At 60.2% G+C, this 23,361-nt stretch carries 23 protein-coding genes, 1 tRNA gene, 1 rRNA gene and 1 pseudogene; 10 read left to right on the top strand and 16 right to left on the bottom strand.

Annotation, left to right across the window (positions count from 1 at the left end; translation table 11 throughout):
* Positions 1-4: 4 nt before the first annotated feature.
* Both rrf and DA373_RS09555 read left to right on the top strand, forming a co-directional pair.
* Positions 5-119 (top strand): 5S ribosomal RNA (rrf, locus tag DA373_RS09560).
* A gap of 36 nt (positions 120-155) precedes the next feature.
* A tRNA-Asp gene (locus DA373_RS09555) sits at positions 156-232 on the top strand.
* 552 nt (positions 233-784) lie between these two features.
* On the opposite strand, the gene DA373_RS09545 is transcribed toward DA373_RS09555, so the two are convergent.
* From DA373_RS09545 to DA373_RS09525, 5 genes are all read right to left on the bottom strand, one after another.
* Positions 785-1,420 carry a TetR/AcrR family transcriptional regulator gene (locus DA373_RS09545; protein WP_107852079.1) on the bottom strand — a complete coding sequence of 212 codons (636 nt, stop codon included), beginning with the start codon at positions 1,418-1,420 and terminating at the stop codon, positions 785-787.
* Positions 1,421-1,506: 86 nt separating this feature from the next.
* Entirely contained in the window at positions 1,507-2,226 is a 720-nt protein-coding gene (locus tag DA373_RS09540) for an ABC transporter permease (RefSeq protein WP_198650284.1), read from the bottom strand.
* Positions 2,227-2,272: 46 nt separating this feature from the next.
* Positions 2,273-3,001 (bottom strand): ABC transporter permease, encoded by a 729-nt coding sequence (locus tag DA373_RS09535; RefSeq protein ID WP_107852077.1) that lies wholly within the window; start codon positions 2,999-3,001, stop codon positions 2,273-2,275.
* Between the two features lie 50 nt (positions 3,002-3,051).
* Positions 3,052-3,822: a transporter substrate-binding domain-containing protein gene (locus tag DA373_RS09530; RefSeq protein WP_107852076.1), complete on the bottom strand. Its 771-nt coding sequence runs from the start codon at positions 3,820-3,822 to the stop codon at positions 3,052-3,054.
* 14 nt (positions 3,823-3,836) lie between these two features.
* Entirely contained in the window at positions 3,837-4,610 is a 774-nt protein-coding gene (locus tag DA373_RS09525; protein ID WP_107852084.1) for an ABC transporter ATP-binding protein, read from the bottom strand.
* A 124-nt stretch (positions 4,611-4,734) separates the two neighbouring features.
* Between DA373_RS09525 and DA373_RS09520 the strand changes: the two genes are divergently transcribed.
* The gene (locus tag DA373_RS09520; protein ID WP_107852075.1) at positions 4,735-5,532 is read left to right on the top strand and encodes a dimethylarginine dimethylaminohydrolase; all 798 of its coding nucleotides are present in this window, start codon (positions 4,735-4,737) and stop codon (positions 5,530-5,532) included.
* Between the two features lie 147 nt (positions 5,533-5,679).
* The gene (locus DA373_RS09515) at positions 5,680-6,375 is read left to right on the top strand and encodes a phosphatase PAP2 family protein (protein ID WP_107852074.1); all 696 of its coding nucleotides are present in this window, start codon (positions 5,680-5,682) and stop codon (positions 6,373-6,375) included.
* On the opposite strand, the gene DA373_RS09510 is transcribed toward DA373_RS09515, so the two are convergent.
* The 3 genes from DA373_RS09510 to rnk all read right to left on the bottom strand — a co-directional run bounded on the left by DA373_RS09510 (position 6,361) and on the right by rnk (position 8,817).
* Positions 6,361-7,278: a LysR family transcriptional regulator gene (locus DA373_RS09510; RefSeq protein WP_107852073.1), complete on the bottom strand. Its 918-nt coding sequence runs from the start codon at positions 7,276-7,278 to the stop codon at positions 6,361-6,363. The genes DA373_RS09515 and DA373_RS09510 overlap by 15 nt on opposite strands.
* A 57-nt stretch (positions 7,279-7,335) precedes the next feature.
* Positions 7,336-8,292 (bottom strand): AEC family transporter, encoded by a 957-nt coding sequence (locus tag DA373_RS09505; protein WP_107852072.1) that lies wholly within the window; start codon positions 8,290-8,292, stop codon positions 7,336-7,338.
* A 120-nt stretch (positions 8,293-8,412) separates the two neighbouring features.
* Positions 8,413-8,817, bottom strand: a complete 405-nt coding sequence (gene rnk, locus DA373_RS09500) for a nucleoside diphosphate kinase regulator (protein WP_107852071.1) — start codon at positions 8,815-8,817, stop codon at positions 8,413-8,415.
* A 249-nt stretch (positions 8,818-9,066) separates the two neighbouring features.
* Between rnk and DA373_RS09495 the strand changes: the two genes are divergently transcribed.
* Positions 9,067-9,663, top strand: coding sequence for an OmpW family outer membrane protein (locus DA373_RS09495; RefSeq protein ID WP_107852070.1), 597 nt, complete (start codon positions 9,067-9,069; stop codon positions 9,661-9,663).
* A 91-nt stretch (positions 9,664-9,754) separates the two neighbouring features.
* Here DA373_RS09495 and lhgO read toward each other — a convergent pair whose 3' ends face one another.
* Both lhgO and glaH read right to left on the bottom strand, forming a co-directional pair.
* Positions 9,755-10,966 (bottom strand): L-2-hydroxyglutarate oxidase, encoded by a 1,212-nt coding sequence (gene lhgO / locus DA373_RS09490; RefSeq protein ID WP_107852069.1) that lies wholly within the window; start codon positions 10,964-10,966, stop codon positions 9,755-9,757.
* A 104-nt stretch (positions 10,967-11,070) separates the two neighbouring features.
* Positions 11,071-12,039 carry a glutarate dioxygenase GlaH gene (gene glaH, locus DA373_RS09485; protein WP_107852068.1) on the bottom strand — a complete coding sequence of 323 codons (969 nt, stop codon included), beginning with the start codon at positions 12,037-12,039 and terminating at the stop codon, positions 11,071-11,073.
* Between the two features lie 165 nt (positions 12,040-12,204).
* On the opposite strand from glaH, the gene csiR reads away from it, so the two are divergent.
* The 3 genes and pseudogenes from csiR (at position 12,205) to metF (ending at position 14,331) form a co-directional block, all read left to right on the top strand.
* On the top strand, positions 12,205-12,894 hold the full coding sequence (gene csiR / locus DA373_RS09480) for a DNA-binding transcriptional regulator CsiR (RefSeq protein WP_107852083.1): 690 nt from the start codon (positions 12,205-12,207) through the stop codon (positions 12,892-12,894).
* A 272-nt stretch (positions 12,895-13,166) separates the two neighbouring features.
* Positions 13,167-13,292: pseudogene (locus tag DA373_RS09475) on the top strand (hypothetical protein); the annotation flags it as partial.
* Between the two features lie 136 nt (positions 13,293-13,428).
* Complete coding sequence (metF, locus tag DA373_RS09470) at positions 13,429-14,331, top strand: methylenetetrahydrofolate reductase (protein ID WP_107852066.1); 903 nt, start codon at positions 13,429-13,431, stop codon at positions 14,329-14,331.
* A 49-nt stretch (positions 14,332-14,380) separates the two neighbouring features.
* On the opposite strand, the gene DA373_RS09465 is transcribed toward metF, so the two are convergent.
* The 4 genes from DA373_RS09465 to DA373_RS09450 form a co-directional block, all read right to left on the bottom strand.
* Positions 14,381-16,549: a heavy metal translocating P-type ATPase gene (locus DA373_RS09465; RefSeq protein ID WP_107852065.1), complete on the bottom strand. Its 2,169-nt coding sequence runs from the start codon at positions 16,547-16,549 to the stop codon at positions 14,381-14,383.
* A gap of 176 nt (positions 16,550-16,725) precedes the next feature.
* The gene (locus DA373_RS09460) at positions 16,726-17,994 is read right to left on the bottom strand and encodes an O-acetylhomoserine aminocarboxypropyltransferase/cysteine synthase family protein (RefSeq protein ID WP_107852064.1); all 1,269 of its coding nucleotides are present in this window, start codon (positions 17,992-17,994) and stop codon (positions 16,726-16,728) included.
* Between the two features lie 419 nt (positions 17,995-18,413).
* The gene (locus tag DA373_RS09455) at positions 18,414-19,781 is read right to left on the bottom strand and encodes an ATP-binding protein (RefSeq protein WP_107852063.1); all 1,368 of its coding nucleotides are present in this window, start codon (positions 19,779-19,781) and stop codon (positions 18,414-18,416) included.
* Positions 19,771-20,496, bottom strand: coding sequence for a response regulator (locus DA373_RS09450; protein WP_107852062.1), 726 nt, complete (start codon positions 20,494-20,496; stop codon positions 19,771-19,773). The genes DA373_RS09455 and DA373_RS09450 overlap by 11 nt, the downstream gene beginning before the upstream one ends.
* Before the next feature lie 180 nt (positions 20,497-20,676).
* On the opposite strand from DA373_RS09450, the gene DA373_RS09445 reads away from it, so the two are divergent.
* Positions 20,677-21,135 carry a hypothetical protein gene (locus DA373_RS09445; RefSeq protein WP_107852061.1) on the top strand — a complete coding sequence of 153 codons (459 nt, stop codon included), beginning with the start codon at positions 20,677-20,679 and terminating at the stop codon, positions 21,133-21,135.
* Here DA373_RS09445 and asnC read toward each other — a convergent pair whose 3' ends face one another.
* The gene (asnC, locus tag DA373_RS09440) at positions 21,136-21,612 is read right to left on the bottom strand and encodes a transcriptional regulator AsnC (RefSeq protein ID WP_198650283.1); all 477 of its coding nucleotides are present in this window, start codon (positions 21,610-21,612) and stop codon (positions 21,136-21,138) included.
* Between the two features lie 136 nt (positions 21,613-21,748).
* On the opposite strand from asnC, the gene asnA reads away from it, so the two are divergent.
* On the top strand, positions 21,749-22,741 hold the full coding sequence (gene asnA, locus DA373_RS09435) for an aspartate--ammonia ligase (protein ID WP_107852060.1): 993 nt from the start codon (positions 21,749-21,751) through the stop codon (positions 22,739-22,741).
* Positions 22,742-22,805: 64 nt separating this feature from the next.
* On the opposite strand, the gene DA373_RS09430 is transcribed toward asnA, so the two are convergent.
* A complete protein-coding gene (locus DA373_RS09430) occupies positions 22,806-23,213 on the bottom strand; it encodes a CBS domain-containing protein (protein WP_107852059.1) in 408 nt (135 codons plus the stop codon).
* Positions 23,214-23,361: the final 148 nt, after the last annotated feature.

Here is a 23,361-nt window from a genome sequence, read left to right as displayed (position 1 = left end):
TATGCCTGGCGGCCATAGCGTTGTGGAACCACCTGATCCCATGCCGAACTCAGCAGTGAAACGCAACCGCGCCGATGATAGTGTGGCAGCTGCCATGTGAAAGTAGGTCACTGCCAGGCACCCAATATAGTACTCCTGACTATACAGCTTTATGCGGAGCGGTAGTTCAGTTGGTTAGAATACCGGCCTGTCACGCCGGGGGTCGCGGGTTCGAGTCCCGTCCGCTCCGCCATCATCAAAAAGCCCTGAGTTAACGCTCAGGGCTTTTTTCGTATTGGAGCGCAGGCGGCCCGCCTGCATATGGTGCGTAGCGCCACTCTGTTGAGCACCCTTCGGGCGCTGATGCGGGCGAGCCGCCCGCGCTCCCGGTCGGTGCTGCGCACCTTCGCCTTCAAACGCGGTGCGTTTGCCACTTCACATCATCAAAAAGCCCTGAGGCAAGCCCGGTATGACGTTGTGTTAAGCCGGTATCAGTGGCTGGCCAGGCGGCTCAGGTAGGGCTGAAGCGAGAAGCCAAGCTGCTTGCTGAGGGACCATTCCTGATCTTTCAGGGCCTTGGCATTGGTTGGTGCCGGCGAACACCACCCAGTTACCGCTGCTGGTCAGGCAGGAACGCACATCACAAAAGCGCGAGTGCAACTGCGCCATAAATTCATCACTCTGATTGCTATTCTGATGGAAAGTTGCCGGATCCGTCATGCCGAACTTGCTTCAGTCACGATATGACGGTGGTTTAAACGCGGTATTGTTGTCAGAAATTGATCGCTTCTTTGTGAACCTGGGGTCAGTCCTGAGCCTCGAGCTCCACCCCCAGCAGCGCACTGAAACTGTCGAGACCCACCTGCACCAGCTCGCCTTGATGAAAGACTTCGGCGAGGGCGCCGCCCTCGAGCCAGAGTCCGTCCAGCACGGCGTTTCCTGCAATACTGAGGCGGCGTAGCTGGTCGTCGCTGGCGGTGCGGCCAGTTTCCTCGAACAGGTCTCGGATCAGCGTTTTAAGGTGAAGTCGTAGTTTGTCGTAGCTGCGGTTGTGGCTGGCCTTCATTCCTGCATCGTGCAGCAGCACTTCGAAGAAACCGGCCCAGATTGCCACTGAGGCGTGGCTGGTAATTGGGGGTTCGAGTGATACCTGCACGAACTTGGCCAGCCGTCGGCGTGCCGAGCCGCTGCCTTGAGAAGCTGCATCTGCAGTATTGATGAGATCGCCCATGTAGGTCTCGTAGGCCGCAGCAATCAGCTCGTCCTTGGATTTGAAATAGTAGCGAATGAGCCCTTGGGTTACATCTGCCTCTTTTGAAATGGAGCGAACAGTTGCGCCCCGGACGCCCTCGCGTGCGATTACACGCAGTGTCGCTGCAATCAGCTCGGCGCGTCGCTCTTCGGTATTATCCTGTCGGATCCTGCCGTTTTTGACCTGCATATATGATGATTCCGCCTGACCGCTGTTTTTACTTCATATTCTTCGGGTGGGACTGTACCCGAAATAGATTTCGGAAACATACCACTTTACTCTCTCGCTGGAAGACGTTTTTCCAGTAGCCAAATCCCCAAGGCAATGCTACCCGCCAGCAAGGTGTAGATAAACGCCAGCAACAGCAAGGGTTCGTAGGTGATAAAGGTTTCCTGACGAATGCGGGCGATAATGGCGTAGATGTCGATCACTGCAATGGTGGCGACCAAGGGCGTGGCTTTGAGGTGCAGGATCAGTTCACCACCGAGGGTCGGTAACACCCGCTGTATCGCCCGCGGCAGCCAGATGCGCCGCAGAATGGTGAAAGGCGTCATACCCATGGAGTGGGCCGCTTCCAGCTCGCCACGGGGTACCCCTCTGAAGGCGCCGCGCATCACCTCACCCTCGTAACCCGCGAATGACAAGGTCAGCGCCACGAAGGCGTATGGCCAGGCCTCGATCAGGTAAGGCCAGAGCGGGCTTTGTCGCAGTTCCGGCATGTAGGGGAACAGCGATCCCAGGCCGTAGTAGAGCAGCCACATCTGCAGCAGGATGGGTGTACCGCGAATAACGGTGCAGAAACCGCGGGCGAGCCAGGCCAGTGGCCATGGCCCTGCGACCTGCGCCAGGCCCAGTGGCACGGCGAGCAGGGCGCCGGCCAGCACCGAGGTGGTAAACAGCGCCACGGTGACACCGAGGGCATCGATCATCTGACCCTGGTATTTCGGCAGCCAGCTCCAGTCCATGTTCAGCGCCGCCGCGGCGAAAGCGGCCAACGCGATAGCGGCCATCAGCAGCCGGTGCGGTTTGAGTGTGCGTAACTCAGGCACGGCGCATCCCCCGGCTGAAATGTTTCTCGAGCCACTGGAACAGCCAGCCGGAGATCAGCGTCACGGCCAGATAGAGCGCGCCGGCGGCGAGCAGGAAAAGAAAATAGTGTTTGGTTGCGCCGGCGGCCTGGCGCGCCGCCAGCGTCAACTCGGTGAAGCCGACCACAGCCAGCAATGCCGTATCCTTGGTGGCCGTAAGCCAGAGGTTCGACAGTCCGGGCAGGGCTAGTGGTAGCATCTCCGGCAGGGTAATGCGGTAGAAAATACGGAACGGATGCATACCAAAGCTGCGGGCTGCTTCGATATGTCCCGGGTTGACTGCGGCCAGGGCGCCACGCAGCACCTCGGTGGCGTAGGCGCCTTGGACGAAGCCGATCACCAGCACACCTACGAGAAAACCGCTGATCTCGATCCGCTCGTAATCGAACGACGTCAATATCTGGTTGAGCAATTGTGGTATGGCGAAATAGCCGATCAGGATCAGCACCAGCTCGGGTACCGCGCGTACCAGGGTGGTGTAGACTGCCATAACATCGCGTACGACGGGGCCACCGGAACGCTTCAGCGTCGCTCCGGCCAGTCCGATCAGCAGTCCGAGGCCATAGCCCAGCATCGTGATCTTGAGTGATATGAGCAGCCCGTCGAGCAGCGCACCGCCCCAGCCTGGAGGCGAGAGCGAGAGCAGTTCCGTCACCTCCATGTCTTTGTAGTTAATCGCCATCCTGATCTCCTTCAGACTGGGCTGCGTCCGTGACGCCGCGAAGCGGCTCCTTATTCGCCGTAGATGTTAAAGTCAAAATACTTGGCGGTGATGGCATCGTAGGTGCCGTTGGTGCGGATCGCGGCGATCGCCGTGTTCAGCTGTTGCAGCAGTGCCTCATTGCCCTTGCGCAGGCCAAAGCCGATGCCCAGGCCGAGTACACTCTCGTCGTTGGCGACCAGGCCGACGTTTTCGCAGCAGATTGAGCCTTCGTCGGATGCCAGGAAATCGTCGAGCACCATTACGTCGGCGAGGGTGCCGTCGAGGCGGCCGGAAAAGACGTCCTGGTTGGCTTCATCCTGGGTCTGGTACTCGCGGATATTGGCATCTGGGAAGTGCTTGAGCGCATAGGCCTGGTGCACGGAGCCCGACTGCACGCCGATGGTCTTGCCGGCCACGCCTTGTGGAGTGGGCGCCATGCCGCTACCCTTCGCCGCAACGAGTGCGGCACCGGTCTGATAGTACTTATCGGAGAAGTCGATCACCTTCTGGCGTTCTTCGTTGATGCTCAGTGAAGCGGCGATCACGTCGAGCTTCTCGGCCTGCAGGGCGGGGATGATGCCATCCCAGGAGGTGGTAACAATCTCGCACTCAAGCCTGGCCTCGGCGCACACGGCATTGGCGATGTCCACTTCCCAGCCGGTGACCTGGCCGGTGGCGTCCGGTGTGGCAAAGGGCGGATAGGGTTCGGTGGCGAAGCCGAGGCGAATGATGTCTGCGGATGCCGTTGAGGCGACGGCGGACAGGGCAAGGGTGACAAACAGGCTGGATGTGATTTTCATATGATCTCCGGAAGTCAGACGATTGAGCTGATGAACTGTTTGAGACGCTCCGATTTTGGCGCCTGGAAGATCTCCTCCGGCGTCCCTTGCTCCTCAACGCGTCCCTGGTTGAGAAACATTACCCTGTCGGCGACATCCGCCGCGAATTTCATTTCATGGGTGACGATGATCATGGTGCGGTTTTCCTCGGCCAGGTCACGCATGACCGTCAGCACTTCGCCCACCAGTTCGGGATCCAGTGCCGAGGTCGGCTCGTCGAACAGCATGACTTCCGGATCTACGGCCAGGGCGCGGGCGATGGCACCGCGCTGCTGCTGACCGCCGGAAAGTTGCTGCGGATACATGTCGCGGCGATCGGCCAGACCCACGCGGTCTAGCAGACGGCAGGCGACTTCCCTGGCTTCCTCCCTGGAACGGCCCAGCACCTGGACCTGCGCCTCCATGACGTTTTTTTCCAGCGACATGTGCGGCCACAGATTAAAACTTTGAAACACCATGGCGATGCGACTGCGCAGCCGGCGCAGCTGCTTTTGATTCTGGACAGTGGATGTGCCGTCCCGATTGGGTTTCAGCGGAATGTCTTCGCCCAGCAAGCGGAGGCGGTCGGTACGGGTGGGTGTTTCCAGCAGGTTGAGGCAACGCAGTGTGGTTGACTTGCCGGAGCCACTGCCACCAATCAGCGCAACCACTTCACCCTGAGCAGCGGATAGATCGATTCCCTTCAGCACCTCGATTTGACCGAAGGTCTTGTGCAGGTTGGCCACCTCGATGACGGGTGCCGTCCCCATGTTGCGAGCATGCATGGATCCCTCCGCTTATTATGCTTGCTTTCGAATTAATTTATACGTTTGCATAAACTTATGCAAACGTATAAATTCTGCGGCGATACCCTTGCCATTTATGGAGGCACCCGTGACTGCACGTTCCTACACTTTTACCCACGCGATCACGCGCCGACCGGGCGCCAGCATTGTAAAGGGCCTGCGCGCCGTCGATACCGGCGAGCCCAGTCTTGAACTGTTTCGTCAGCACCACCAGGATTATGTTGCGGCCCTTGAGTCGACCGGCGCCATGGTAACTGTGCTGGAACCACTCGAAGCTTATCCGGATTCCGTATTCGTCGAGGACGCGGCGTTATGTTTACCGGAAATCGCCATCGCCATGCGTCCCGGCGCGTTGTCACGCCTCGGGGAAGCCGCCGAGATGGTACCGACGCTGGAGCAGTTTTATTCCGAGGTGCTGCACATTCAGGGGCCGGGATTTGTCGATGGCGGTGATATTCTTACCACCGAACGGGAAATTCTGGTGGGAGCTTCCAGCCGCACCGATGCCGCCGGCATTGAAGAACTGCGTCAGCTGGTGGCTCCCTATGGTTACCGGGTGCGCGAGGTGCTTACCCCCGAGGGCGTGCTGCACTTCAAAACCGACTGTTCGTTGCTCGACGAGGAAACCATACTGTCTACCCGGCGCCTGGATACGACGCACTGCTTTGACGGTTATCGTGTCATTCATACCGTGGAAGGGGAAGAAGCCTGTGCCAACACTATCCGTTTCAACGAGCTGGTGTTGATGCCGGCGGGCTTCCCGCAGACGGCGGAACTGCTCGACAAGGCCGGTTACAAGGTGCGTCTTATCGGTAACAGCGAAGCCGCCAAGCTCGATGGCGGCATGTCTTGCCTGTCGTTGCGCTTTTCGCCACCCCGCGCGTGATGACACTCTGGTGCGCAGTCTGAAGCAGGTTTTGATCATGCCCTGAGTGAAAGTGCCCGGGGCTGTTTTCGAGCTGTATGTGACTGTCCAGAATGCACAGTATCAGAAAAATTCCGTACAATGCCCGCCTTGTTTCAAGGGGGACTCATGTCTATTCATTACAACAAACTGGTGTTCTGGAACCTGGCGGCGTTTGCGGTGCTGGGCAGCTGGTTCTGGCTGCCGAACCATGGTTTCTGGTTCGAGCTCGACAAGGCGGTGTTTTACTTTTTTAATCAAAAGCTGGGGGAAAGCCAGGCCTGGGTTAACCTGATCGCGGCGCTCAACAACCGGGCCTTTGATGGTGTGGCCCTGTTGGCCATGGGCGCCGTGTATTACAGCTTCTATCGTAAGGCTGACTCCGAGCAGCGCCGGCGGCTGATCATTATTGGTGTGTGCATGCTGCTGACCGCCGTGGGGCTGAACCAGCTGGGACGGGCCATTCCGGTGGAGCGGCCCAGCCCGACCCTGACTTTTGACAATGTATTACGGCTGACCGAGCTGGCATCATTCAAGACCAAGGACTCGTCCGGAGATAGCTTTCCCGGTGATCATGGCCTGATGCTGATGATCTTCACCGCCTTTGCCTGGCGCTATCTGTCCTGGAAGGCCGGGCTCTGGGGCTGTCTGTTTGTGGTGGTGTTTTCCGCCCCCCGGGTGATGGGCGGCGCGCACTGGTTTACCGATATTTACGTAGGCGCCTTTGCGGTGGCCGCCTTTGGTCTGGCCTGGCTGTTGCAGACCGGCCTGATGGATGCGCTGGTCGCCCGCGTGCAGGTGCTCCTTCCGTCACGCTCCCGCTGAGTCTTTCTTCTCTTCAAACAAGGCCGGGATCTGGCGGATCAGCCAGCTCTTGGCCTTGCCCATGGCGTCCCGCCGCCAGGCCAGCACCACATCGGTGCTGACGGGCGCCACTCCCTTGATGGGTTTCAGTTCTCCTCGCTCCAGCAGCTCGTTCAGCCAGGCCCCCGGCAGGGTGGAAATGCCCAGTCCGGCGCGCAGGGCGCTGATCTTGTCCTGCATGGTGCTGACCGTCAGCCGGGGCTGTTTGCTGAACAGGTGATAGGTCAGCGGCGGTTTGTTGCGGGCGGTATCGGCCACGGCGATGGCCCGGTAGCCCTGTAGTACTTCGTCGGTGATCGCTACCGTTTCCCGGTGAATGGGATGGTCGGGATGGGCCACATAGACAAAGGTTTCCCGGTAGAGGAAAGAGTGCTTGATGCCGGGAGTAATGGGGATTTCTTCCTGTAACGAAGCGATGACCAGATCGGCCCGGCCGCTTTCCAGCGCCTCCCAGCTGCCGGCGAGAATTTCCTGAGACAAGCGAATATCGGTATCACTCTGGCGGGACAGAGCCTCAATCAGTGGAAACAGTCGCTGGCTCGGCAGAATGCCATCCACCGCCAGGGTCAGGCTGGTTTCCCAGCCCCGCTCCAGGGCGCGGGCGCTTTCCACCAGCTGGCCGGAAGCCTGCAGCAGCTGGCGCCCCTGATCCAGCAGCAGGCGACCTACCGGAGTAAAGCGGGTGCGGTGACCGGAGCGATCAAACAGGGTCAGATCCAGCTCGTCTTCCAGTTTCTGAATGGTATAGCTGAGTGCCGAAGGCACCTTGCCCAGCTCGTCGGCGGCGGCGGCAAAGCTGCCGCGGCGGTCGATGGCATCGAGCACCCGCAGGGCATCCAGGGTCAGGGCTTTTTCTCGGGACATGGGCGCACCAGTCAAACAGTTTAAGACCTACCATACGTGAGCGAGGGCGGGCTTGCATCAAAAGCCGCTCAGTGCCCCGAGCAGGGTCACTCCCAGGCTGGTGGTGAGCAGGGAGCCCAGGGTGGTCACGGCGATAATGTTGGCGGCCAGTACGGCGTTGCCGCCCATGGCCCGCACCATCACATAGCTGGCGGCGGCGGTGGGGGATGCGTTGATCAGAAACAGCATGGTCAGCTCGGCTCCGTCAAAGCCCGCCGCCCAGGCCCCCAGAGTGATGGCGCCGGGAACCAGGATCAGCCGCAGCAGGGCGATGGCCGGCAGCAGGCCGGTGCTTTCCCGTCCGGATTTCAGGCTGAGGGATGCCCCGGTGCACAGCAGGGCCAGTGGCAGTGTCATTTGCGCCAGAGACTGCCCCGCTTTCATCAGCACCTCCGGCACCGGCCAGCCGCCCAGAGCCACCGGCAGGGCGGCGACAATACCGATGATCAGCGGGTTTTTGATGATGCCAAGCATAATGGTGCCGGGCCGTACTGGCTTGCCACTGTTCAGGCTGCGCCCCAGGGTGATCACCGCCAGTATATTGAACAAAATGGTCAGGCAGGCCACATAAAAGGCCATGGCCGCTACCCCCTGGCTGCCATAGGCGTTGTGCACATAGGCCAGTCCCACAATGGCCATGTTGGCGCGAAAGGCGCCCTGCACCAGAATGCCGCGCAGTGCCTTTTCTGCAGTCAGACGCGTGGCCAGCCCTTCCAGCAGCACATACACCACCAGGGTGGCGACCACGCCATACAGGATCAGGCTGGGGCTGGCCATTCGGCTGAAATCGGCGCTGACGATGCTGGTAAACAGCAATACCGGCAGGGTGACGTTAAATACCAGCTTGCTGGCTCCGTCAATAAAGCCTTCATTCATCATGTGCGTGCGTCGCAGAAAAAAGCCCAGCATCAGCAGCAGGCAGATGGGGCCGGTCACGGACAGGGAAAACAGCAGGCTGGTTAACAGCGGGTTCATAAAAGGGCCGGACACAAAAAGAAAAAAGCATGCAATGTCCGCGGCCTGCGAGCAAGGACTCCGCTTTATTTTTGTCGGCAGTAAAATGAAAAAAGGCGCAAACCCGCGCCTTTTTTCATTTTACGACTGATAATCGCCGGCCCGCTCGGGCTGGTATTTCACTTCGGCAATGGTGACCGTCAGGGTCTTGCCGTTGGGGCCGGGCCACTCAATGCTTTGCCCGGCTTCCAGCCCCAGCAGGGCGCTGCCAATGGGCGCGAGTACCGAGATCTTTTCCTTGCTGCCGTCGATATCCCGGGGAAAGCACAGGGTTTTGGTAAAGGTCTCGCCGCCGGCCATGCTGAAGCGAATGACCGAGTTCATGGTGACGATATTGCCAGGCATGTTTTCGGGCGCGACGACTTGGGCGCGGTCCAGCTCGTCTTCCAGCCGGCGCACGGTGTCGGAGTCGGGCTGCTTTTCGAGCAGAGCCTCAAGCCGGGCCAGATCCAGAGTAGAAATAGTAATGGGCGGCAACTGGGCCATTTCAACCTCCAATAAAAAAGCAGGCAACGCCAAAAGCGCTGCCTGAACCCAATGAATACAGATATACCCCAAGGCCAATGTTTTGACCAGTGGGGTCACCGAGTATTTTATTGCGTGACCAGAATACAAGGATGAGGCAAAAACCGGTCCGGTTTTGCGTTAAATCAAAAAAATAGAGAGACCGCTCAGGCAGACTGGTGCCAGTTGAATATTTCGCAGCAAAATCGTTATCGATAAAAAGGATTTACAATGAAAAAAGTTGCTTTTCTGGTTGCCACCGCCCTGCTGGCCCCGTCCGCCTTTGCTCACCAGGCCGGTGATATTCTGGTGCGTGGTGGCGCCATGACAGTGGCCCCGACCACCGATGCTGATGAAACCTTTGATGTAGACTCCAACACTCAACTGGGCCTGACCTTTTCCTATATGGTCACCGACAACTGGGGGGTGGAATTACTGGCCGCCACTCCCTTTTCTCATGATGTCAGCCTTAAAGGTGCCGGTGAGGTAGCCAGTGTCAAGCATCTGCCACCGACCCTGATGGCCCAGTATTATTTTGGCAATGCCCAGAGCAAGGTTCGTCCTTATGTGGGCGCCGGGGTGAACTACACCTTCTTTTTTGACGAAGAAGGACTTGGCGACCTGAACGGAGCCGATGTAAAGGCCGATGACTCCTGGGGGCTGGCGGCTCAGGCCGGTGTGGATATGGATGTAACCGACAACCTGTTTATCAACGGCTCTGTGTGGTTTATGGATATCGACACCGATGTATCCGTTGGTGGCAGCCAGGTAGATACCGCCAACATAGATCCTGCTGGTCTTATGGTCGGCCTGGGCTACCGTTTCTGATTGAAAAACCTTGCAGGAAGAGAGGCACTGAACACTCGGCAGTGTTTTTTGGGCAGACCGGCTGGTCTGCCCTTTTTTCCGGGAAATGGCCTCAGGCCACGGCGCTGGGCAGTGCCACCTGTTCCTTGATCTTGTCAACGATATAACCGCCGATGGGAATGGCGGAGGTGGCTGCCGGCGACGGCGCGTTGCACACGTTCAGGGTGCGTTTGGTGTTCACGAACAGAAAGTCGTCCACCAGCCGGCCGTCTTTCGATACCGCCTGGGCGCGAATACCGGCGGGGTAGGGAGTGAGATCGTCCAGAGACAGGCTGGGGCAGTACTTGCGCACCAGCTCCAGGTAGCCGGCCTTGTTAATGGAGTTTTTCATCTCGGTCAGGCCGGGTTTCAGATTCTTCATCAGCACTCTGAGAATGCCCGGGTAGGTGAGCATCTCCAGGGTATCCCGCAGGGAAATATCGCGCTTGTTGTAGCCTTCGCGCTTGAACGCCAGCACGGCATTGGGGCCCACGGTCACGGTGCCGTCGATCATGCGGGTCAGGTGCACCCCGAGAAACGGCATGTTCGGATCCGGAATCGGGTAGATAAGGTGATTCACAATGCGGTTGTGCTCGGGCTTGAGCAGGTAATACTCGCCCCGGAAGGGGCAAATCTTGAACTCGGGCTCCAGACCCAGCATGCGCACCACCCGGTCGGCCATCAGTCCGGAGCAGGACACCAGAAACCTGCCCTGAAACTCTCCCTGAGAGGTCTGCACCACCACCTGTTCGGCTTCTTCCTTCAGGCCGGTCACTTCGGTGCTGTAACGAATTTCGCCGCCGAGGCGAACAAACTCCCTGCCCATGGCGGCGGTCACTTGCTTGTAGTCGACAATGCCGCTGGACGGCACAAAAATGCCGCCCATGCCGGTGATGTTGGGTTCGCGCTCCTTCAGCTCACCGGCGTTCAGCCAGTAGCGCTCCAGGCCGTTGGCCTCGCTTCTGTCCCACAGCGCCTTCATGCGCTGCATTTCCAGTTCATTGGTGGCCACCAGCAGCTTGCCGCACTCATCAAAGGGAATGTCGTGCTCGCGGCAGAATTCTTTGGTGGCGCGATTGCCTTCCAGGCAGAATTTCGCCTTCAGGCTGCCCGGGGTGTAATAGACTCCGGCGTGGATCACGCCGCTGTTGTGGCCGGTCTGGTGCCGGGCCGGGCCGCTTTCCTTTTCCACCAGCAGCATTTTGCTGTCGGGGTAGGCCTTTTTCAGCTGCCAGGCGGTGGACATGCCGACGATGCCGCCGCCGATAATGATGAAGTCAAACACTGTGCTGCTCACTCTGCGTTGGAGAAGACAACGCCGGGCTGGTCCCGGCGGTCTCGTAGGGTTGTTTTGAATATCAGGGTGCCGGCGGCACCCTGTCAATGGCTTCAGCCCTGGCGCGGGTTTTTCAGGGTTTTGGCATGGGTAAAGTAGCCACGTTGGCGCATCAGCTCCCGGCGCAGGCCGTCGTGGGCGATAAACTTGTCGCGACCGTGCAGCCAGAAATGGTTATTGATCAGCAAAAATGAACCGGTAGGCACCCGCACCGACAGCCGGTTGGCGCTGGTTTCCAGGGCTTCGGACAGATCCGCCAGCCACACGCCTTCCTCGTAGTTTTTGGGCTGCACGAACTGATCGATGTAGGACATGATGGGCTGGCCGCTGCGATCGGTGTCGAACACGGCGTGAAACACATCCTTGCTGGTGTTTTTGCTGGGCGGCGCGGCCCAGCGCATGACTCTGTGGGCCATGGGATCGGCATAGAAGCGCTCCAGGTGCTCCCAGTCGTCCAGATGCAGCAGCAGCGAGTTGCCCCCTTCCATGTTCTGCTCGTCAATCTTCAGCATCAGCACATAGTCGGTGTCCTGCTCTACAAAGGTACCGTCGTTGTGCAACTCCATCACCCGGTGGGCCTGACGCAGGTAGCTGTCGGAGGTGTCCTTGTTCTGCACCACAAAACGGGCGTAATACTGGCCGCTCATGGCGTCGAAGTTGGAGCGGCCAAACAGGTGGGCCACGGCGGTGGTGAACTTGACCATGTCCTCGGCCTGCTCCACCCGGTTCAGCCCTTCTGGCGTGATCAGCAGGCCACCGGTGTTGCGGTCGACCAGAGTGTTGATCAACAGCGGCTGCAGTGCCTGGCCGCACAGGTCGTTGAGGATCTGGGCCACGCGAAAGCGCAGAAATGACTTGTACTCCAGCGCCTGCACCGGCCACTCGGCGGTGGCCTCGAGAAAGGCAGTAACCAGCTGCTCGTCAAAGTGCAGCTCCAGCAGACGCGGAGACTGGGCGGAAGGAGACAGGCTGAACCCCTGATACTGGTGATTCACGAAATCGGCGGTGGCGATGTTGGACATGTGAGGGCTTCCTTGTAATGACACTGTGTTGATGAATTTGATTAATGTCGCTGTATTTATAAAATGTCGACATTTTTGATTTGTGTCAATTATTCGTGGTGATTTTATGATCGGCGTTGCAATTTCGTTATAATGCGGCCCATTCCTTTGATGCGAGAATTCACCATGAGCAGCCTCGAAGCCCCGCGGGAAAACCTGGCCCGCACCGCCTATCAGCAACTGAAGCAGGACATTATTGAGAGCCACTTCGGCCCCGGCGAAAAGCTGCGCATGAGCAGTCTGAAAACCCGCTATGGCCTGGGGGTGAGCCCGCTCAGGGAGGCGCTGTCACAGCTGGTGTCGGAACGGCTGGTCACCGCCGAGAGCCAGCGCGGCTTTCGCGTCAGCCCCATGTCGGTGGCGGAGCTGCAGGACATTTACGACGCCCGCGCGCAGCTGGAAGGCCTGATTGTGGAGCTGGCCCTGGCCCGGGGCGATGATCTGTGGGAAGCGGGCGTGGTGGCGGCGCACCACGCCCTGGCCAAGGTGACGCACCTCGACTCGGTGGAGGATCAGCTTCATCAGTGGGATGGCCGCCATCAGGCCTTTCATCAGGCGGTGGCCGCCGGCTGCAACTCGCCCCAGCTGCTGGTGGTGCGCCAGACTCTGATGGATCAGGCCGCCCGTTACCGGCACTTATGGCTGAAGCGCACCGTGTTCAGCAAGCAGGCCCTGGCCGACAAGCAGCAGGAGCATCAGGCCCTGCTGGAGGTGATCCTCGCGCGCCGCCCCGAAGCCGCCGCCATGATGCGCGAGCACCTGCTGAGCCCGGTACCTATCATCACTCGCGTGCTGGCTGAGCAGGGTATGGGGTGAATTTGGGCTCATAAGGTGCTCAATCACTCCTCACCCTGATGGTGCGGGCTTTCGAATGAAAGCCCGTACTGTGTTGTATGTAGCTTTAACTAAGGCAAAGCTGAACTTTTTCGGACATACATTCCGCCAGCATTTATCACCTCTTTCTCATATTTCAATTTTTTATTGTAAGTCAGCATTTATTACTTTTTTAAGATGTGGTCTTGCTCCCGAAAGCTCAGGCGTGTAACCATGTGGACATTCAGACGTCCAAGTGTCTTTAGTGCCGTGCGGTGGTGAACACTACGCAGATCCACATCTTCATGTGTTATTCTGGGTTCCAGGAAATCACCGAGCCCATTGCCCGCCTGGATGCGGACGTGAGCACTATCGAAAGCTCACGTTCCGATATGGAATTGCCGAATATGTAGCGGGACTGCGCTTCTCCCAATGGGATGGGCACGGGCCAGCATGGTGGCGGCCACGCTGGAACTGCGCTGATGCCAAGGCATAACGGAATCACTTGAATAAAAAGTAAGTTATCAGGAGACAATCATGGGTTTTCACAGTGCGCGTCATGTTGAAGCGCTGAATCAGTCGCTGTCCGAGCTGAATGGCGATATCAATGTGTCATTTGAGTTCTTTCCGCCCAACAGCGAGAAAATGGAGCAGACCCTGTGGAGCTCCATTGAGCGACTGAAGACGCTGGAACCCAAGTTTGTCTCCGTGACCTACGGCGCCAACTCCGGCACCCGGGATCGCACCCACAAGGTGATCAAGGACATTCAGGAGAAAACCGGCCTGACTGCCGCACCCCACCTGACCTGCATCGATGCCAGCCGCGACGAGCTGCGCAGCATTGCCCGGGACTACTGGAATAACGGCATTCGCCAGATCGTGGCCCTGCGCGGCGACCTGCCCAAGGGCATGGAAAAACCCGACATGTACGCCGCCGACCTGGTGAGCCTGCTGAAGGAAGAAGCCGACTTTGATATTTCGGTGGCGGCCTATCCGGAAGTGCATCCGGAAGCGAAAAGCGCTCAGGCCGACCTGCTCAGTCTGAAGCGCAAGATTGACGCCGGCGCCAACCGGGCCATCACCCAGTTTTTCTTTGATGTGGAGTCCTACCTGCGCTTTCGGGATCGCTGTGTGACCATCGGCATCGATGTGGAGATCGTGCCGGGCATTCTGCCGGTGTCCAACTACCAGACCCTGCTGAAGTTCGCCGGTTTCTCCAACGTCAGGATCCCGAGCTGGATGCACCAGCGTTTTGCGGGTCTGGAAGATGATCAGAACACCCGTAATCTGGTGGGCGCCAGCATCGCCATGGATCAGGTACGGGTACTCAGCCGGGAAGGGGTGAAGGACTTTCACTTCTACACCCTGAACCGCTCCGAGCTGACCTACGCCATCTGCCATAGTCTGGGTGTGCGCCCGGCGGTGGCCAACGCCGTGTAACCTCGCTGTTTGCAAAAAGCCCCCGCCAACTTGGTTGCCGGGGGCTTTTTTATGATGGCCGGCCCCTGAAACGCAGCAGCCGCAGGGCGTTGAGGGTGACCAGGGCGGTGGCGCCGGTGTCCGCCAGCACCGCCAGCCACAGGCCGGTGACGCCGGTGACGCTGGTGATCAGAAACACCGCTTTCAGCCCCAGCGCCAGGGTGATGTTCTGGTGAATATTGGCGCGGGTGGCCCGGGACAGCCGCACCGCGTCGGCCAGGGCGGTGAGCCGGTTATGGGTGAGGGCGGCGTCGGCGCTGTCCAGGGCCACGTCGGTGCCCTGGCCCATGGCGATGCCAATGCTGGCCTGCTTGAGCGTCGGGGCGTCGTTGATGCCATCTCCCACCATGCCCAGTCGGCCCTGCTCACCGAGCCGGACCACTTGCTGCAGCTTGTGCTCGGGCTTGAGCCCGGCGCGGTAATCCAGGTTTAGCTCGGCGGCAATGGCCCGGGCGGTCATGTCGTGATCGCCGGTCAGCATCAGGCTGTTGATGCCCAGATCGCGCAAGGCGGCAATGCCGGCGCCGGCGTCGGCGCGCAGCGGATCCCGCAGGGCAAACAGGGCGGCGATCTTTTCATCCACCACCAGCATCACCAGGGTGCAGGCGGCGGCTCGCAGCCGTGCAATATCGGCGGCCTGTTGCACCGTGAAGCGGGCTGCGTCCAGCTGCGCCGGCGAGCCGATCAGCAGCGCCTTGCCCTGCCATTCGCTTTGAATGCCGGCGCCGGGCAGGGTGTGCTTTTCGCCGGTGGCCACGGGCTCGACCCCCTCGGCCTCGGCGGCGGCTACCAAGGCCTGGGCCAACGGGTGATGGGCGCCGCTTTCCAGCCCGGCGGCCAGCGCCAGCACTTGCTCCCGTTTGAAGCCGCTGTAAAGGCACAACTCGTGCAACACCGGCTGGCCGCGTGTCAGGGTGCCGGTCTTGTCAAAGGCCAGGGTGTCGATTCGGCCCAGTTGTTCCAGCGCCGCGCCGCCCTTGATCAGTACCCCCAGACGGGTGGCGGCGGCCAGCGCCGAGGTGACCGCCGCCGGAGTGGATATCACCAGGGCGCAGGGGCAGCCGATCAGCAGCAGCACCAGGCCCCGGTAAATCCAGGTTTGCCAGTCGGCGGCGAGCAGCAAGGGCGGCAGCACCGCCACCAGAGTGGCGGCGGCGATCATCGCCGGCGTGTACCAGCGGCTGAAGCGGTCGATAAAGCGGGCGATGGGCGCGCGGTGGGCGTCGGCTTCCTCCATCAGGTGCAGAATGCGGTCCAGGGTACTGTGGCCGGGTTGCGAGGTAACCCTGATGCGTACCGCCCTGTCCACCACCAGGCTGCCGGCGGCCAGCTTTTCCCCTTGGGCCCTGTCCACCGGCAGGGATTCGCCGGTAATGGCGCTTTCATCAAAGGCGGCCGAGGCGTTGAGCAGGGTGCCGTCGACGGGCAGGCGCCCGCCCGGGTGCGCTTCTATCTCGTCACCGGGAGCGAGTTGTTCGATGGCCACCTCTTCCACGCCATTTTGGGTCAGCCTGCGGGCTCGCTCGGGCACCAGCGCCATCAGGGTTTTCACTCCCTGGCGGGCCTTGCCGGCGGCCAGGCTTTCCAGCTGTTCACCCACGGCAAACAACAGCAGCACCATGGCCGCCTCGGCGGTTTCACCCAGAAACAGGGCGCCGGTGGCGGCCACCGTCATCAGCATTTCAATGGAAAAGGGCGAGCCGCTGCGCGCCTGCCGCCAGGCCTGACGGCCAACCGGCACCAGCCCCCACAGGGTGGCCAGAGTAAACAGCCAGGGAGCGGCGGCAGGCAACCACAGGTGAGCGCCGGCGGCCAGCAGCATCAGCAGCAACAGGCTGAGCAGGGTGCCATGCTGGCGCCACAGCGGGGCGGCCGGAGCCTTGTCCTGCTCGCTGAAGGGGGTAAAGCCGGCGGCGTGAATGGCCCGCACCACCTGTTCACGGCTGCCCTCGGGGGTGAGCCGCACCCACAGCCGCTCGGTGGCAAAGCGCACCTCGGCGCTGTGCACCCCGGGCAGGCGCCGTAATGCGGTTTCTATCTTGCCGGCGCAGCTGGGGCAGTCCATGCCATGAATGCGCCACCTGTGCTCTGTGGTATTGAGATTGGGCGCAGGGCTGCCGCTGTTTTTGCCGAAGGAGACAGGTTTGTGACGAGTGTGATGATCACAGCAGTGACTCATGATGGACTCCCTCAAAAATACACTGAGCAGAGTGTAAACCTTTGAGTCTGGTCAAGAGTCAATATGGAAGGAGTGAAGAGAGAACGGGTTTTGGCACGATATGCACTCCCACGCCGGAGCGTGGAAGTGCGAGAAAGGCGCTGCCGGCCAAAACGGCAGCGACAAAAACGAGAGGCTTACGCCTGCAGCGCCTGCTCCAGATCGGCAATGATGTCGTCGGCGTGCTCAATGCCGATGGACAGCCGAATCATTTCCGGTCTGACGCCGGCCTGGACTTGCTCGGCCTCTGTCATCTGGCGGTGGGTGGTGGAGGCCGGGTGACAGGCCAAGGACTTGGCGTCACCGATATTGACCAGCCGCTTGATAAGCGTGAGCGCATCGTAAAAACGCACGCCGGCCTCATAGCCGCCCTTGAGTCCGAACGACAGAATGGCCGAGGGCTTGCCCTTCATAAACTGCTGCGCACGCTCATAATCCGGATGGCCTTCCAGGCCGGCGTAGTTGACCCAGTCTACTGCCGGGTGTTCCTGCAGGAATTTCGCCACCTTGAAGGTGTTCTCCACATGACGCTCCATGCGCAGGGGCAGGGTTTCCAGCCCCTGCAGCAGCAAAAAGGCGTTCATCGGCGCCAGGGCGCTGCCGGTGTTGCGCAGCGGCACGGTGCGGGCGCGGGCAATAAAGGCGGCGGGGCCAAAAGCCTCGTTGTAGACAACACCGTGGTAGGCGGCTTCGGGATTGCTGAACTGAGGGAAACGTTCCTGGTGCTCGGCCCAAGGGAACTTGCCGCTGTCGACGATAATGCCGCCCAGGGAGTTGCCGTGACCACCGATGTATTTGGTGAGCGAGTGCACTACTATGTCGGCGCCAAACTCGATGGGCTTGCACAGCACCGGGGTGGCGACCGTGTTGTCCACCACCAGGGGCACGCCCTCGGCGTGGGCCACGTCGGCCAGGCCCTTGATGTCAACCACGTTGCCTGCCGGGTTGCCGATGCTTTCGCAATACACCGCCTTGGTGTTGGCGTCGATCAGTCTGGCGATGGCGGCCGGGCTGGCGTCTTCGGCAAAGCGTACTTCAATGCCCATGTCCGGCAGCATATGGGCCAGCAGGGTGTAGGTGCCACCATAGAGCTGGGGGGTGGTAACGATGTTGTCGCCGCGTTTGGCCAGGGTGATCAGGGTGTAGTGAATGGCGGCGCTGCCCGCCGACAGCACCAGGCCGGCAATGCCGCCTTCTAGGGCCGCAACCCGCTGCTCCAGCACGTCATTGGTGGGGTTCATGATACGGGTGTAGATATTGCCCGGCACTTCCAGGTTGAACAGATCGGCGCCGTGCTGGGCGCTGTCGAATTCATAGGCCACGGTCTGGTAAATGGGGGTGGCCACCGACTTGGTGGTGGGATCCGTGGTGTAGCCGTGATGTATGGCCAGGGTTTCGTCTTTCATCGGGGAACTGTCCTTGTACTGTGATCGAGGCTCATCAATGTAGGCAGTTTGCCGGGGGGAGTAAAGGCCGGCTGTTGGCTGTGGTGCCGTGCAGAGACGTCGGGCAAGGGATACTGCTCAGCCGACACGCCGTGAACCCTTCCCTGGGGGCTCCGCTGCGCCCTCCCTGGCGCAGAGGGTCGGCGCAGCAGACACCCCTTGTCCTCCGCATTGGACTCCGGGTTGTTAGTTAACTTTTATCAGGCGGCACAGGGAGTCCGCGAAGCAGCAGCCGGGATTGCCGTAGCCGACCGTCAAATGCCACGGATGGCATTTGCCGAGCGTCCCACGGATGGGCTCGAAGCGTGTCGGCGGAGTGCAACCCGGTTGCTGCTTCGAGGTGTACGGTGAGTCAGGCAACGCAGGCCAGTATTGGCAGGCTAATGAGGCAGCAGCACGGTGGCCAGCAGGCCGCCACGTGAGTGGTTGGTCAGATGCAGCTCACCGCCGTGCTGGTGGATCAGGGTGCGGGCAATGGCCAGCCCCAGACCTATGCTGCCGTCGTCCAGGTTGCGGGCGCTGTCGAGCCGGGTAAAGGGCTTGAACACCTCATCCAGCTGATCGTCGGCAATACCGGGGCCGAAATCTCTGATCAAAATACGAATATGACCGGGCTCGTTCAGCAGCCTGACCTCCACCCGCTCGCCATACTTGATACCGTTTTCCAGCAGGTTCTGCAGTGCCCGGCGCAGGGCGGTGCTGCGGCCGCGGAACAGGATGGGTTCGCACTCTTCCAGGCTGACGCCGTGACCGGCGTCCTGCAGATCGTCGCACAGGCTCTGCACCAGGCTGGACAGATCCAGATCCCGCATGGGTTCGTCCTGGCTGTCGTCCCGGGCAAAGCGCAGGGTGGCGGTCAGCATTTGCTCCATGCGCTTGAGCCCTTGTTGCAGCTTGAGTTTGTCTTCGCCTTCGGGCAGAAATTCGCAGCGCAATTGCAGGCTGGTGAGCGGGGTGCGCAGATCGTGAGAAATGGCCGCCAGCATGCGGGTGCGGTCGGTCACAAAGCGATCCAGTCGCTCCTGCATGCGGTTAAAGGCCGACAGGGTTTCGCGAATTTCGCTGGGGCCGGTTTCCGGCAGCGGCTCGGCCCTATCGCCCCGGCCCAGTCGCTCGGCCCGGCGGGCCAGGCGTTTGAGCGGCCGGGAGGTGCGTTGCAGCAGCCAGATCATCAGGCCGGTGAGCAGTGCCGCCAGCAGCACCAGCGACAGAATGGCCTTGAGCGACCAGCCCGGGGTGTCACTGTCTACCAGAGAGGTAAAGCGCAGCCAGCGGCCGTTACCCAGCTCAATGCCGCCATGCAGTCGAATATCGGGGCGGCGATGGATAGAGTGGCGGTGGCTGTGCTCGGGGGGCGGGGCCACGGCGCGGCCGCTGCCGGTTTCGGCACTAATGTAAATATCGAGCACGGACGGATAGTTCAGCCGGCTGCGTACGATGCGCTCAAACACTGCATTGCGCTCGCCAGCCTCGGGCGCCTGCCGGCTCAGGCTCAGCAGCAGGGTTTCGCTGCGGCTGGCGCGCAGAATTTCCCGGTGCAGCTCGGTGGGCGACTGGTGCAACAGCCGGGTCACCGCCATCAGCCGTTGCAGGGTAAAGCGGCTGTTGACCAGCCCCAGCGCCTCTTCCCGCTCCAGCCGGTAGATCTGCAGGCTGATCAACTGTACCAGCACCAGGGCGCACAGGGCGACCAATACAATCTGGCCGGTGAGGCTGCCCAGCCAGTAGCGCAGCTGCTCAGGTCTCATGGTGCACCTCGGCGGCCAGCATATAGCCGCCGCCCCAGATGGTTTTAATCAATTGCGGATTTTTGGAGTCGGCTTCCAGCTTGCGTCTGAGCCGGCTTACCAGGGTGTCGATGGCCCGGTCAAAGGCCTGGGCTTCCCGGCCCCGGGCCTGGTCCAGCAACTGATCCCGGCTCAGCACCCGGTTGGGATGCCGGGTAAACACCCGTAACAGCTCATACTCGGCGGTACTCAGGCTGATGGTGACGCCCTTGTCGTCCAGCAGCTCGCGCCGGGCGGTGTCCAGCAGCCAGGGGCCAAAGCGCAGCCTTTGTGGCGCTTCATGCGCGGCGGCTGGCTCGGTGTCGGGCCGGCGGCGCAGCACCGCCTTGATGCGGGCCAGCAGCTCGCGGGGGTTGAACGGCTTGGGCAGATAGTCGTCGGCGCCCATTTCCAGGCCGATAATGCGGTCGGTGTCTTCGCCCATGGCGGTGAGCATGATAATGGGCACATTATTGCCCTGACCGCGCAGCTCCCGGCACAGGGTCAGGCCATCGTCGCCCGGCAGCATCAGGTCGAGAATGATCAGATCCGGCCGGTGGCGGCCAAGATGCTGGCGCATGGCATCGCCGTCGCGCACGCCCTGCACCCGGTAACCGTGCTGCGCCAGAAAGCGGGCGAGCAGATCGCGAATTTCCCCGTGATCATCCACTACCAGCAAGTCTTTGCCCTTGTTCATGTTTATTCTCCTGCCATTGCCGGATCAGTATAAGCTCAGGTGCACAGGCAGATAATGTCAAAGTGTGTCTGGGGGTGGGGTTGTGACACTTTGTTGCAAAACAGCTCCTTGCCGACACAGTTTGCTGACAACCGCCTGTTTTACTGAATACCGTCTTCATCACAACAAGAGGTAATCATTATGAAAACCCGACACAGCGCCCTGTTGCTCGCCGCCACCCTGCTTACCGTGCCTGTCCTGGCCAGTGCTGCTCACCATGGTGGGGAAGGCCGGGGGCCCATGATGGAAGAATGCGCCCGGGACCGGCAGGGCGGCTACCATGAAGGAGGTCATCACGGCCAACGCCATCACGGCGACAAGCACATGGATCCGGTCCGCTTTGAGCAGCACCTGACCCAACACCTGGAAACGCTGGACACCCCCGAGCTCAAGGCCCAGTTTATCGTCACTCAGCAGGCGCGGCTGACCATGATGGAGCAGCAGACGAAACTGCACCGGCTGATGGCCGAAGCGCGCGCCAATACCATTGATAATGCCGAGCTCAAGGCCGCCACCCTGGACAAGATCGCCGCCGACGACCAGCTCAGGCAGCAAAAGCTCAGGCTGATGCGTGAGGCCCTGGGCAAGCTGGAAAACTGATCAGGGCGTGACGTCCCGGTCGATGGGTTGCTGCAGGGAGATCAGGGTTTCGGTGGACTGAATCTCCTCGATGGGCTGCAAACGGTGGATCAGCACCCGCTGCAGTTCGTCGATGGAGCGGGTCATCACCTTGATGAAAATGTTGTAGTGGCCGGTGGTGTAATAGGCTTCCACCACTTCTTCCAGCGCTTCCAGCTGGGCCAGCGCCCGTGGGTAGTCCCGGGCGCTTTTCAGTATGATGCCGATAAAACAGCAGACATCGTAACCCAGCTTCTTGGCATTCACCTGCACTCGGGTGCCCTCGATAATGCTCGCCTGTTTCATCTTCTCCACCCGCACATGAATGGTGCCGGGGCTGACGCCAAAGCGTTTGGCCAGCTCGGCATAGGGGGTGCGGGCATTGTCCATCAAGGCCATCAGAATGGACTTGTCCAGATTGTCGATTCGGTAATGAGCCTCGCCTTTTTCCATATGCATTTAACGATTCCTCAAAATAATGTGGATATTTTAATGAATTTAAATCTGTTAATGAGTTTTTGCCAGTGGTTGTTGAATTCGGTGCCCACTTCCGTGATTATTCTTCAAAACCAATCAGCAAACTCAGGTGGATGAGATGAAAAAAGCCTATGTAGAACGCCAACGCCAAATCCGTTTTGTGAAGGAGTACTTCTCCGGTCAGCTGGCGCAGCAGCTCAATCTGCTGGAAGTTCAGGCTCCCATTCTCAGCCGTCTGGGTGATGGCATGCAGGACAACCTGTCCGGCTCCGAAAAGGCGGTGCAGGTGCAGGTCAAGGCCATTCCCGGCGAGAGCTACGAAGTGGTGCACTCCCTGGCCAAATGGAAGCGCCACACCCTGGGTCGTTTCGGTTTTGAGCCGGGCGAGGGTATCTACACGCACATGAAGGCGCTGCGCCCCGATGAAGATCGTCTCAGCCCCATTCATTCCGTATATGTGGATCAGTGGGACTGGGAACAGGTGATGAGTGCCGAAGACCGTCACGAAGGGTTCCTGGTGCAGACCGTTGAGCGCATTTACGGTGCCATCAAGCGTACCGAGCAGGCCGCGGCTGCCGAGTTTGGCATTACCCCTTTCCTGCCGGAAAAAATCCAGGTACTGCACGCCGAAGAGCTGCTGGCCCGTTACCCGGATCTCGACGCCAAGGGCCGTGAACGCGCCATTGCCAAAGAGCTGGGTGCCGTGTTCCTGGTGGGCATCGGCGGCAAGCTGAGCCACGGTGACATTCACGACATGCGTGCCCCCGACTACGACGACTGGTCTACCGAGGGTCAAAGCGGCCTGGCCGGCCTCAACGGCGACATTCTGGTGTGGAACCCGGTGCTGGAAGACGCCTTTGAGATTTCCTCCATGGGCATTCGTGTGGACCAGGACGCCCTGCGTCGCCAGCTGGCGCTGACCGGCCACGAAGACCGCGCCGGGCAGGAATGGCACCAGGCCCTGCTGGCGGGCGAGCTGCCCCAGACCATAGGTGGTGGCATCGGTCAGTCCCGTCTCGCCATGCTGCTGCTGCAACTGAGCCATATCGGTCAGGTACAGTGCGGCGTATGGCCCGCCGAGCTGAGCGAAACCGTAGACGGCCTGCTGTAAGCCGGAACGATAACCGGAATGACAAAAGGGGCGCCTCGGCGCCCCTTTTGCGTATTCGTATCCGCTAGTAAGTCGCCAGGCAGGTTTTCAGCTGGTTGTTAAGGAAGCTCATTACCTGATGGCGGGTGACCATACCAACGACCTTTTTACCTTCCACCACCGGATACAGTTTGGGCTTGGGGCCCCCCATGGTGCGCGCCAGCTCGAACACATCGGTGTCGGGCGTGACGGTGAGCGGATCCCGGCGCATCAGGTCCGACACCTTCATCCGATTGTCGCAGTGATAGCTGGCATTAAGCAGCTTGGGAATACAGTCCTGCTCCGACAGAAAGCCAATAATATGACGCTGGCTGTCCACCACAGGCAGGCCGCTCAGGCCTGATTCCAGCATGCGATCCAGTGCTTCCGAAATTGACATGTCTGTGGTCAGCATCGGCAGGCTGTGCCGCATAAGTTCACTAACTGTTGCCATGGCCATTCTCCTTGAACAATGTTCATAAACCGAGTGTGGCAGGCCTTTTGTCAGTGGGCCAATCGGCCTTGCCATTATGATTGATAGTTGAGTGCCCGATCCTGTTTTTAGCATAGCTTGCGGGAGTGAACCGAGCCGGTGACATTGC

This window comes from Oceanimonas marisflavi (assembly GCF_003049725.1).
Taxonomy (GTDB): Bacteria; Pseudomonadota; Gammaproteobacteria; order Enterobacterales; family Aeromonadaceae; genus Oceanimonas; species Oceanimonas marisflavi.
Note: the sequence above shows the minus strand (reverse complement) of the source record. Positions and strands in the feature narration are given on the sequence as shown.